The organism is Paenibacillus sp. FSL R10-2748 (assembly GCF_038005565.1).
GTDB classification, from domain to species: domain Bacteria; phylum Bacillota; class Bacilli; order Paenibacillales; family Paenibacillaceae; genus Paenibacillus; species Paenibacillus polymyxa_B.
In genome coordinates, this window is record NZ_JBBOTK010000001.1 from 137,316 (window position 1) to 149,483 (window position 12,168).

Here is a 12,168-nt window from a genome sequence, read left to right on the forward strand (position 1 = left end):
GGGGTTCAATAGATTAAGTCATCGAATTAAATCATTTGGTGAACTGTTCAATTTTCTTAAGGTTTTCCTCATAGGCTTTTTGCTGATAGGCCATAACTTTGTCATATCCTGCTTTTCTGCGATCTTCCAAAAAGCGAGCAAACAGCTGGTCGAATTCCTCATCTGAGGAAGCCAGCAGCAGCTTCGGCAATGTCTTGCCCCAAATTTTATCTATCTGGCCTGACGCAATGCCCTCCGCCGAAGTTCCGGTCGGTTTGATATTGTCATATTGGGAGAAGCCTTTCGTCTTGCCTTTCGTCCAATCCTCTGGCTGCTTATACGGCTCGACGCTGGGCGGCGCCCACTGCAAATTCATATTCGTATCCATCAGCATCCAGAAGGTGAAGGAGGCTCCATATTTTTTATCAAAAGCAGAACGATCCTTGTTCAGCAGCTCCTGCACCTCTGGCTTGAAGGCTGGCTTACCGTTAACCATGTCCCACAGCTTGCCCTGCTCCCCCAGATACAGATCGCGGTTTCCTTCCTCGCTAATCAGATAAGTCAGAAATTCAATAGCCCGCTCCTTGTCTTTGACATCCTTCGAAATAAGCGTCACCGTCCAGCCGGAAATACCCGGCCCAGCCAGCGTCGGCGGGTCCAGCTTACTGTTCGAAGGTCCATCCACCGCGATATAGACGGAGTTCGGGTCCTTCGCATATAACATTACCTGTTGTGTGGCAAAGTCAGAGCGCTGATATAACATGGCAAAATATCGGCCCTGTGCCACCTTTTCCTCCATTTGCGGACGTTTGTCGATAAATACGTCCTTGGCGATCAGGCCCTGCTCATTTGCTTGACGGAATGTTTTGAGCCAGCGAATATACTCTTCGTCCGAACGACGATCGTATAGCTTGCCGTCTTTTTCATGAGGAATGGCTAGGAAGTTAAGTAAATAGTCTTCAAAAGAATAATTTCCGTTATCCGTAAATTCGTGGAATCCCATCGGGATAAGAGGCTGACCGTTCACCTCTGGAAATTTCTCTTTCACTTTTTGAAGCGCTTTCAAAAATCCTTCCGGTGTTCTCATATCCGGCTTGCCGATCGCCTCGTACATATCCTTCCGAACCATAAACGTCTGGTTGGAAACAAAATTTTGGCCGTATTTTTGATAATCCTGTGGCGAAGAAGAAGCGTTAGGATACCCGTAAACATTCCCGTCCGTTTGGCGATACCAGGACATTTTCGCCGGATCAGCTATTTTAATCAGATACGGATCGTATTTCTCGGCCAGCTTGTTGAGCGGAAGCACCATCTTGCCCTCAATCATTTTTTTGACCGCGTCCTCTCCCCAACCAAGCGTGACAAAATCAGGCAGCTTGCCGGAGGCCAGCATGGTGTTGAGCTTTTCATTTTCATTCCCTGCGGGTACGATAAAATTGACGCTGACCCCGGTCTTTTGCGTAACATACTTCGAGGTCATATCCGTCCCCCACTTGTTCGGGAACCAGGAAAAGTTCAAATACCAGTCAAACGTAATCGGCTCCATATCCGCCTTCCATCCCGGTGCATCTGCCGTAGCCTTGGTCTTCTCGTCCTTCAATTCCGTGACAGTACCGCCTCCACCGGACGTACATGCCGCGAGCAAACCCACCAGCAGAACAGAGGCCAACAGCCCCTTCTGCCATTTGCGAATGTTCATTATAAATCTCCCCCTTGGATGATGTGCTAACCCTTGATCGAGCCGATCATCAGACCCTTGACGAAATATTTTTGCAGAAAAGGATATACCAGTACAATAGGCAGTGTCGTCACGACCATCGTCGCCAGCTTGATCGATTGCGAAGTGACGGACTGGGCAACAATTCCCGGTGCAGCAGCCATCATCTGATTAGAGCTAGATTGGGCAACAACCCGGTACAAATACGTTTGAATCGGCTGAAGATCCGTATTATTAATATAAATCATTCCGGTAAAATAATCGTTCCACTGGTATACCCCATGAAACAACGCAATCGTCGCTACTACCGGCATAGATACAGGAAGCACGATCCGGCAAAAGATACCAAAATCATTCGCACCGTCTATTTTCGCCGCCTCTTCCAGTGCATCCGGCAGTTCTCGGAAAAAAGCCATAAAAATAATAAGGTCAAAAAAACTGAACATCGCAGGAATGATGTACACCCAAAAGCTGTCCAGCAGTCCAAGATCACGTATCAGCAAATAGGTTGGAATCAATCCCCCACCGAAAAACAGGGTAATGGTGCCAATCAGCATATACAACTTGCGCCCGATCAGCTCCCTACGGGAATATGCATATGCAATCATTGCAGTAAAAAACACATGAACAATCGTGCCGATAAGCGTCTTGGCAATAGTCACCCCCATCGCGGTCATAATACCGTTGTTGGCAAACACAGCCTGATAGCTGCCCAGACTGAAGACCCTCGGCCACCAGTAAATGCCGCCCCGCATAGCGTCTGCTCCTTCGTTAAAGGAGTTCACCAGCACATACCACACGGGATACAACGTGACAAAACAAATGATCAGCATGAAGACGTTGTTCATGAAATCGAATATCGCTTCGCCTGCTGTTCTGCGTTGCAATAGCTGCATGCAGCCGTCCTCCTTCAAAATAGGGATGTATTATTCACCCGCTTGGTCACCGAATTGGCAATTAGCAGCAAAACGAGAGCAAGAACCGATTTCAGCAAACCCACCGCGGTAGAATACGAGAAACGGCCCTGCTGAATGCCCACCTGATATACATAAATATCAACTACATTACTTGCACTTTCATTCAGCGAGTTACGCAGGACGAGAATTTGATCGAAGTTGGAGTTCAATATGCCGCTAACCGCCAAAATAAATAAAATAGATATTGTCCCCTTGATAGCGGGAAGGGTGACGTACCACATTTTCTGAAACCGTCCGGCTCCGTCAATGGTGGCCGCTTCATACATGTCCGTAGATACCCCCGCCATTGCTGCCAAATAGATAATAGCTGACCATCCAAGCTCCTTCCAGATATCCGAGCTAACGACGATAGCCCAAAAATAGCTCGGCTCTGCCAAATAACTGATCGGCTGGTCAATCCAACCCCAGGCTAGCAACAGTTGATTAATCATCCCGGTATCTGCCAGCCACGTCGTTAAGATCCCGCCAAGAATGACCCAAGATAAAAAGTGAGGAAGGTATGAAATGGTCTGAATAGATTTTTTGAACCGAGTAGATCGTATTTCATTCAGGAATAGAGCAAATACAATAGGCAACGGGAACCCGATGGCCAGCTTGAGCAGGCTAATGCCCAGTGTATTTTTGACAATGTACCAAAAGTTATCATCCTCCAAAAAGGCCCGAAAATGCTCTAACCCCGCCCAAGGTGCGCTTGATAGGGTACCAATGATGTCAAATTGTTTGAAAGCAATCAAAATGCCGTACATCGGAATGTAATGGAAAATAATCATCCAAACCACCCCAAGCAGCGCCATAGTCTGCAAATGTCTTTGTTGAACCCATTTGCGCGCTAGTGATGCCCCTCTACCCGATCGAACCGGTGGCTGTGGCTGCGGATTCTTCCATCCTGTTCTCATACGAAGACCTCCCTTCTTTGCAATGTAAGCACTTACATTTATTATTTTAGAGGCTTCTGCTTCGAATGAGTAGTACTGGATTTTTTGATTTTGGTATCTAAAGTTCAGGTGGGGATCTGACTATACGCGAAAACCTTCTTCCAGCCTTTGGATTTTTACATCTATTAATTTACGAAAAAGACTATCAGATGGTACGATAAGACTATATGTGATTCCAATCATTACCTATATACCTAGATCAGGAGGATTAAGAATGGAAGAATTGGTTCGTTCGATTCAGAAACAGGTTCGAATTAAAAAGGTTGCCTGCTGGGCGGGGCTCATCATGTTTGGCCTGTGTACTTTAGTTGGCGTTGCAGCTCAGGAATGGCTTATGACGCTCTTGGCGCTCGCGATGACAATTTTATCCGTCTATGGATTAACCATGATGCGTGGTATGACAAAGTTTACCAAAGAGTATCAACCGGGAAAGGGCTACGGTTATTATCGCCGTACGGTACAACAAAAGCTGCGCTATCTAACTTGGGGACAGTGGTTAGTAGGCGGCCTTATTGTCCTGATGTTCTTTATATTTAATGTCCGACTTAGCGCTTTTCTCATAGCTATCTTGGGCATCCTGACTATTCAGTTCAGTATCAAAAAACGAATTAAAAATCATCAGGAACCCGATGTCACTGAGCTGGAGGAGTTTGTACGGATGGGGATTGTTTCTCCGCATGAGCAGACTATTGGGGTATATAAAGATTTTCTACACCTGAGTCATACATTTCGGGGTAACCAAATTGTTATCGTTACAGACAAACGCCTGATTTCTGTATTTGTAGAGGAACAGGGGCGTGCGGTGAAAACGGAAATGCTACTCTCGGGTATAAACAAAATACGCGCAATCGGTACGGGTTTCCAGGGTCAAGGTATATTGCTGTCTGTAAGCAACCGTGACCATAACGAGCTTCACATTCATATGGTCGGGAAAAGCATTTTCTTTTCTCCAGAGCAATTCATAGGTTCCTTGCTACGGGCACTGGATGCAGCGTTAAAAAGCAGATCATACAGTACGGAAGAATCATTCCCCGTTTACCAACAGACAAGAATTTCATTGCATCCATCAGAACAAGGTTTGCTGCATAAACCTACAACAGCTTAAATATTTTTGGGACATGTGCCACGTTATATATACGTTATGATCGGTCTTCATAATACGCCAAATAGCAAGTAAGCCCTGATCTTAATGAGCTTACTTGCTATTGAGTGTACTTCTACTTTACTTCTGCCTTCTTAATGATTGGCTCCATGATAAAACACCGTGATGAGGTCATGACTTGTAACAAACACTAGCAAACTAAACAGACTGAGCGACAGAGGGCGTGAAATCAATTTTTTCATCCTTTAACACTCCTTTTAAAATAGTTATATATTGGTCTTGCTGTGTTGCTGTAGCTTGGGATCTGAAAATTTCAAATATAGCAGTACATTTCCTAAACTCATGCTCATGTTCCATACCCAGGGTATCGGACAGCATGAGAGATTGCAGGATATAGCCCAACGCAACCGTAAACTGTTGTTGCTTGATATAATAAAGAGCCAGTTGATAGCAGAAGCGAAAATAATAAGATACATTCACAGGCTCTTCAAAATATGTAAAACCTTCAATTTGTTCGGCAAATGATTCTAGCACAGCCTCTAAAGGATAGTCGTATCTCGACGCTCCCTCAACGATGGAAAGAAGCCCCGGTAACAGTTCTTCCGGATTGTTACGAAGAAATTCGATGTATTCCTGCAACACTTCGGCATGACCTGACAAAATATCAAGGGCATACAAATTAGCTCTGGCAGCATAGCGGTAATATTCTACCTCTGCCTCCCCATATTGATCGAGACCATTAAACCAGCCCAATTCTGCATATTTTTCGATGCAATCGCGAGCGGCCTCATACTTGCCCTGTTTTTGGAAGGCCATGCCTTTCATGAGATGACTGTAGCCGTAGTAGTAGACTAACGGCCGTTTGGTATGTATGGGTTGTATAGGTTTCTCGCGCGCTTTGTAGAGCTGCAATTCCTGATACTTTTGGTTGACATGGCTATACAGCTGGTCGCATAAAGCAATCATATTGGCACCATCCGCAAATGAAAAAGACAGCTTAATCATGTTAACAAGTGTGTCTAGATCTGTGATGTCGGAGTGAACAAGATCATCCACCGTTCCCGCCTCCTTGTCCGACTTTCTATATTCACCAAATAAAAGTAAGATCTAAATCCTATCTAAAAATAACTTAATTACGTATTTATTACGTAATTAAGTTATATCATAAATTCAAGCATATGACAAGTACATTATGATAATATATTCCAATTTTTCTAACATGCTTATTTAGAAGCATACAAACTCAAAAAGGGAAGCGGAATAATTCCGCCTCCCTTACACTTCAGCCTTTTACAACGTAACACCGTTTTTAAAAATAGCGAGCTCTCTGAAATTGTTTTTCTCATTGTTCACCCAGGTTCCGCTGGCTACAGCAACGATGTAATCGACAAAGTTGCGGAGCGCATCTTCCATACTGACATCCTCCACCAATGAACCGGCGTTATAGTCGATCCAATGAGGTTTAGCCTTATACAACGGCGAGTTGGTTGAGACCTTCATCGTCGGAACAAAGGAGCCAAACGGCGTACCGCGTCCAGTTGTGAAGATGACGAGCTGGCAGCCCGCTGCAGCGAGAGCTGAAGATGCCACTAGATCGTTCCCCGGCGCGCTGAGTAGGTTGAGTCCCTTGGTCTTGAGACGCTCCCCGTACTGAATGACATCAGTGACCGTGGAAGACCCGGATTTTTGCGTACAGCCCAGTGATTTATCCTCCAGCGTCGTGATGCCCCCTGCTTTATTGCCCGGTGACGGATTTTCGTATACTGGCTGCTTGTAATCCAGAAAATATTGTTTGAAATCGTTAATCAGATGTACGATCTTATTAAATACTTGCTCATCGGCAGCGCGCTCCATTAAAATTGTCTCCGCCCCGAACATTTCAGGTACTTCTGTCAATACCGTTGTTCCACCTTGCGCGGCCATATAATCCGACAATCGTCCGAGTAGTGGGTTGGCAGTAATACCCGATAAGCCATCAGATCCACCGCATTTCAAGCCGATGTTCAGCTCTGACAAAGGTACAGGTTCCCGCCGATCTTCTTGCACGGCCGCAAAAATTTCATGAAGCAGCCTTACCCCTTCCTCTACTTCATCCGACACATCCTGGGAAAGCAAAAACTTTACCCGCTCCGAATCATATTCTCCGATGGCTTCCTTAAATTCTTTCATCTCATTGTTCTCACAGCCCAAACCCAGTACAAGTACACCACCTGCGTTCGCATGTTTCACAGCATCGATCAAAATCGTGCGCGTATGTGCATGATCGTCACCCAACTGAGAACAACCATAGTTATGCTTGAGCACCAGTGCATTTTCAAAAGGTGAAATATCTCCCGCTTCCTGCTTGAAACGGTTTAAAATAAGTTCAGCGATCCCGTTCACACAGCCGACCGTCGGCACAATCCACAACTCATTGCGAATCCCCACACGGCCGTCCTTTCGCCGAAAACCTTGAAACGTACGACTCTCCTGTTCATATAAATGAGGAGCTGGCTTAGGCTTATAAGTGTACTCCTCCACGCCTGTCAGGTTCGTCTTCGTATTATGCGTATGCACATGCTGTCCTGCCTGAATGGGCTGAATGGCATGACCGATGGGATATCCGTATTTCAGAACATGCCCACCTTCAGCTATATCCTGCAAGGCGATTTTATGCCCACGTGCTACATCCTCGGCTAGCTCCACCCGTTGTTCTTCTTGTGCTCCCCACGCCAGTGTCTCTCCCTGCTTGTAATCACGCAAGGCGACAGCCACGTTATCTTGATCATGAATTTGAATGAACTCCAGCATTCCGGTCTCCTCCTTGCTTATGCTCTGGGCACGCTGTTCCCGGTTAGAGAATCGAGCGTCTCCTTCATTCCTCTGCTTGTAATTTCATACACGTGCTGTGCCGTTTGTTCAGCCAGTCCTTCGATCTGGTTCAGGTCTTGCCCCCACCATGTCTGCCGGCCAAGTACCAGCGCAGTCAATTGCTTCGCCCCGGCGAGAGTACCGTCATATTTACTCCACAGTTCACCAAACGTACTCAACACTTCAGCTTCGTCTGCCAACGCAATCGACTCGCCATTTCTGTCACCCCGGTAAAATACGAGCAAGGACGCCAGCGAAAATACAATTTTGGCAGGCAACGCCTTACGCTGTGTCACATACTGGAGCAAGGATGGCAAGTTCCGTGTCTTGAACTTGGACACCGAATTTAGTGCGATACTCATAACATAATGACTTACATAGGGATTACGGAATCGTTCAATAACATCGTCGGCATATACATTCAATTCCGCTTCTGGCGAGTCCAGTGTCGGAATAATTTCTTCTCGAATCAGCGACTGGATAAAGTTTCCCATAATATCATGCTCGACCGCCTGCCCCACCGTGTCCAGGCCATATAAATAAGCTACAGGGGTAAGCGCCGTATGTGCTCCATTCAAAATGCGTACTTTCCGTGTACGGTATGGCGCCATATCGTCGACAATCAGTACATTCAATCCGGCTAAATGAGCAGGTAATTCTTCTTTAAGCCACTGTGGCCCTTCAATAACCCATAAATGATACTGTTCGCCCACAACAACCAAATCGTCCTTGTAACCCAATTCTGCTTGAATCTCATGAATCCGGTCTTTGGGATAACCAGGTACAATCCGATCGACCAAACTGTTGCAGAACGTATTCGATTCCTCCAACCATGCAATAAACTCGGCCCCAAGCTTCCATTGGTCCGCATATTTCAGTACGATTTCCTTGAGAGCGTCTCCATTACGGTCGATGAGCTCGCACGGAATGATCACCAGTCCCTTGCTCTGATCGCCCCCGAAGAATTGAAAGCGCTTGTACAGAAAGGCGGCTAGCTTGCCTGGAAAGCTCTTTTGCGGACGATCTTCCAATTGATCCTCTGGTGCATAAGCGATCCCCGCTTCCGTCGTGTTCGACACGACAAAACGCAGCTCCGGCTTTTGGGATAATGCTTCATACTCGGAAAAATCAGAGCCGTATGGATTAATCCCACGAGTGACGCACTCCACAACGGTATGCTCCTTCATGGCCTTCCCATCCTTAATCCCTTCAAGAATAACCGTATACAGGCCATCCTGCTCGTTAAGCTTCTCCACGAGGCCTCCTGGCTGCGGTTGTACAATCACAACTCCCGTATTCCATTCTGCCAGCTTATTCATTTTGTCAAATTGCCAGTCTACAAAAGCACGCAGGAAGTTCCCTTCCCCGAATTGCAGCACCCTCACAGGATGCGGGTCTGTTACGATAAAGCTTTTTCTGTTTAATTGGTCTAATTCATCTACTTGTTTCATCCGGAGTAACCTCCCACAATTACCATAATGATTTCATCGTTATTTTATCACAATGCACACGTTAACAAAATAGTTTTATCAATATTTTTAGTTTAAAAAAATAATAATGACAATAATATGAACACGTTAACATATACGTTTATATAAAAATTTGCAAGTATATCGTCCTTTTTCTGTTGTTTCGCACCTGATCCAAGACGGTTAAGGCTAACTATCACCCTATCCCGAGACCTTGTTCTTATATACATTTCAGGAGAATAGACGCAAGAAAGCACGGGCAGGATAACACTACTTACTAGGCAGGAGGAACATCTATGAAGACAATCGCAGATACTATTGTACAAGTTTTGGTCAATGCAGGGGTCAAGAGGGTTTATGGCATTGTTGGAGACTCTCTAAATAATATGGTTGATTCCATTCGCAGCAATGGTCAAATCGAATGGATTCATGTAAGGCACGAAGAAGTGGCTGCCTTTGCAGCCGGAGCGGATGCTGACCTTAGTGGTAGCATTGCTGTATGTGCTGGAAGTAGTGGTCCCGGAAATTTGCATCTGATTAATGGTTTATATGATTGCCACCGCAATCGGGTGCCTGTACTGGCTATTGCCGCTCATATTCCAAGCGACGAAATCGGAAGTGAATATTTTCAAGCTACGCATCCTGAGCATCTTTTCGGAGAATGCAGTCACTTCTGTGAGGTTATTACGACACCGCGTCAAATTCCCAGAACGGTGACCATGGCCATTCAACAGGCAATTTCACGTTCAGGTGTCTCCGTCATTGTTCTTCCCGGTGATGTAGCAGCTTTGGAGGCGGAAAAGGTACCTGTCCCTGAACATGTCTACCATCCCACTGCACCTGTAGTGCATCCGTCAGCTTCCGAAATTTCCAGACTGGCCGAATATTTGAATAAAGGCAAACGAATTACGTTACTATGCGGCGCCGGCTGTGCACAATCTCATGAATTGCTCATGCAGCTATGCGACAAGTTAAAATCCCCTATGGTATCTGCTCTGCGAGGCAAGGAATATCTGGAGTATGACAACCCTTACTATGCTGGATTGACGGGACTGATCGGGTATTCTTCCGGGTACCATGCGATGATGGATTGTGACGTCCTGCTTATGCTCGGAACAGACTTTCCTTACAGACAATTTTACCCTGAGGATGCGATTGTCCTACAGGTAGACATAGAGCCAGCCCATCTCGGTAGACGTACTCCGTTGACATATGGTTTATGCGGGGATGTAAAAGCCACATTGGAAATGCTGCTACCGCATTTAACGTCAGAGCATGATTCCAAGCATCTAGAGAAAACCGTCTCCCACTACACCAAGGTACGCCAGGAGTTGGATGACCTTGCCGTCGGTAAACCAGGTCATACGCCGATCCATCCCCAATATCTCGCCAAGGTCATCAGTGACGCCGCGCAGGAAAATGCTATTTTCACCTGTGATGTCGGTACTCCCACTGTATGGGCTGCGCGTTATTTGCAAATGAACGGTCAGCGTCGGCTTCTCGGCTCGTTCAACCATGGCACAATGGCAAATGCGCTGCCGCAGGCAATCGGAGCGCAGGCTACTGAGCCTGACCGACAAGTGATTGCCCTCTCAGGCGATGGCGGGCTCACGATGCTGATGGGCGACCTGCTCACTCTGAAGCAGCATCAGCTGCCTATTAAAGTCATTGTTTTCAATAATGGCGCTCTCGGTTTTGTCGAGCTGGAAATGAAAGCAGCCGGATTCCTGGAAAACGGCACTGAACTGGTGAATCCTGATTTTGGTGCTGTAGCGCAAGCCATGGGGCTCAAGGGCATCCGGGTTGAAGATCCGGCAATGCTGGAGGATGCCATTCAGCAAGCATTGGCTCATGATGGCCCTGTTGTGGTAGACGTGGTGGTGAACCGTCAGGAACTATCTATGCCACCCAAAATTAATCTTAAACAAGCAGAAGGATTTACACTGTGGATGATGAAAGCGATGTTGAACGGACGCGGTGACGAGATTGTGGAACTGGCTAAAACCAATCTCTTTCGTTAAATCCAGACGAAGCAGAGCGCCTTTCAACCTAAAAGGGGCAGAAACCATACATTTAGCATGGTTTCTACCCCTTTGGCCTGCCTGTTAATAAAACGAAACTCAGCGTGGTCTGCCTGCCGTTGATTTCCGTTTCATAAGCGCAGTCTCCATAAATATAAGCTCACCCTCATTGGACGGTGACTGAATTCGTTCCAGAATGCAAGCGGCTCCGCGCTCACTTATCTGCTCAATCGGTCTTTTGACCGTTGTTAACGGTGGAGTCGTATACATTGAGAACCCAATATCGTCAAAACCAATGACTGAGATATCCTCTGGTACCTTCAAGCCGTTTTCGAATACCGCATTCATGGCCCCAATAGCCATATCATCGTTAGAGCAAAATACCGCTGTCGGCGGCTCCTGCAAGGAAAGCAGTTGCTTCATTGCCTGGCTTCCGCTTTCAGTATCATAATGACCTTGCACGATATATTCATGTCGAATCGGCTTACCACTATCAATCAACGCATTCATAAAACCCTCACGGCGTTGCTGGGTAGACTTGAAGCCTTCTACCCCTTCGATGATCGCAATGCGTTCATGCCCGCTTTCAACGAGAAAGGAGACCGCTTCATAGGACCCTTCCTTATCATTAGAGATCACATTTACAATCCCCGCACCGGACACCTGCCGATTCAGTACAACAAGCGGAATACCTTGACCGAGCACATGATAAATAAAAGGGTTGTCCGCCTCGCTCTGGCTCATCAGAATGATACCATCAAAACGCTTGCGGTGAATGGCCGAAAAATCGGCGTAATCGTCAATTCCTCGCACAAACAAATTGTAATCCACCCCGATGACATGATTAACTCCACGGATGGTATCCGCAAAAAAGCTGGAGCTGGTGCCTTCTGAAATACTGGTGAAAAACAGGCCAATCGTATGCGAGCGCTGGAGAACCAGGCTTTTGGCATTAAAATTTGGAATGTAATTGAGTTGCTCTGCCAACTCCATAATTTTGCGTTTCGTATCTTCTTTAATCAGCGGGCTATTATTGAGCGCCCGGGAGACGGTTGTATGGGAAACATTAGCCAATTTGGCAATGTCTTTAATGGTAGCTGCCATATACGTATCCTTTC

9 protein-coding genes are annotated in these 12,168 nt (G+C 46.3%); 2 read left to right on the plus strand and 7 right to left on the minus strand.

Going from position 1 to position 12,168, the window contains the following annotated elements:
• Positions 1-31 precede the first annotated feature (31 nt).
• The 3 genes from NSS66_RS00615 to NSS66_RS00625 are packed head-to-tail and all read right to left on the minus strand — an operon-like array spanning position 32 to position 3,569.
• The gene (locus tag NSS66_RS00615) at positions 32-1,678 is read right to left on the minus strand and encodes an extracellular solute-binding protein (RefSeq protein WP_028542391.1); all 1,647 of its coding nucleotides are present in this window, start codon (positions 1,676-1,678) and stop codon (positions 32-34) included.
• A 26-nt stretch (positions 1,679-1,704) separates the two neighbouring features.
• Positions 1,705-2,592, minus strand: a complete 888-nt coding sequence (locus NSS66_RS00620) for a carbohydrate ABC transporter permease (protein WP_028542392.1) — start codon at positions 2,590-2,592, stop codon at positions 1,705-1,707.
• 14 nt (positions 2,593-2,606) lie between these two features.
• Positions 2,607-3,569 carry an ABC transporter permease gene (locus NSS66_RS00625; protein WP_076264208.1) on the minus strand — a complete coding sequence of 321 codons (963 nt, stop codon included), beginning with the start codon at positions 3,567-3,569 and terminating at the stop codon, positions 2,607-2,609.
• Positions 3,570-3,822: 253 nt separating this feature from the next.
• On the opposite strand from NSS66_RS00625, the gene NSS66_RS00630 reads away from it, so the two are divergent.
• Positions 3,823-4,713: a hypothetical protein gene (locus NSS66_RS00630; RefSeq protein WP_264453858.1), complete on the plus strand. Its 891-nt coding sequence runs from the start codon at positions 3,823-3,825 to the stop codon at positions 4,711-4,713.
• 195 nt (positions 4,714-4,908) lie between these two features.
• Here the strand turns inward: NSS66_RS00630 and NSS66_RS00635 are convergent, their stop codons facing one another.
• From NSS66_RS00635 to NSS66_RS00645, 3 genes are all read right to left on the minus strand, one after another.
• Positions 4,909-5,766 (minus strand): DNA-binding protein, encoded by an 858-nt coding sequence (locus NSS66_RS00635; RefSeq protein WP_264453859.1) that lies wholly within the window; start codon positions 5,764-5,766, stop codon positions 4,909-4,911.
• Positions 5,767-6,000: 234 nt separating this feature from the next.
• Positions 6,001-7,500: a UxaA family hydrolase gene (locus NSS66_RS00640; RefSeq protein ID WP_069079640.1), complete on the minus strand. Its 1,500-nt coding sequence runs from the start codon at positions 7,498-7,500 to the stop codon at positions 6,001-6,003.
• Between the two features lie 17 nt (positions 7,501-7,517).
• Positions 7,518-9,011, minus strand: a complete 1,494-nt coding sequence (locus tag NSS66_RS00645) for a tagaturonate reductase (protein WP_023988325.1) — start codon at positions 9,009-9,011, stop codon at positions 7,518-7,520.
• Between the two features lie 314 nt (positions 9,012-9,325).
• Here NSS66_RS00645 and poxB point away from each other — a divergent pair, with 314 nt between their 5' ends.
• Entirely contained in the window at positions 9,326-11,050 is a 1,725-nt protein-coding gene (poxB, locus tag NSS66_RS00650) for a ubiquinone-dependent pyruvate dehydrogenase (protein ID WP_028542396.1), read from the plus strand.
• Positions 11,051-11,149: 99 nt separating this feature from the next.
• On the opposite strand, the gene NSS66_RS00655 is transcribed toward poxB, so the two are convergent.
• On the minus strand, positions 11,150-12,154 hold the full coding sequence (locus tag NSS66_RS00655; RefSeq protein WP_069079639.1) for a LacI family DNA-binding transcriptional regulator: 1,005 nt from the start codon (positions 12,152-12,154) through the stop codon (positions 11,150-11,152).
• Between the last annotated feature and the right edge of the window lie 14 nt (positions 12,155-12,168).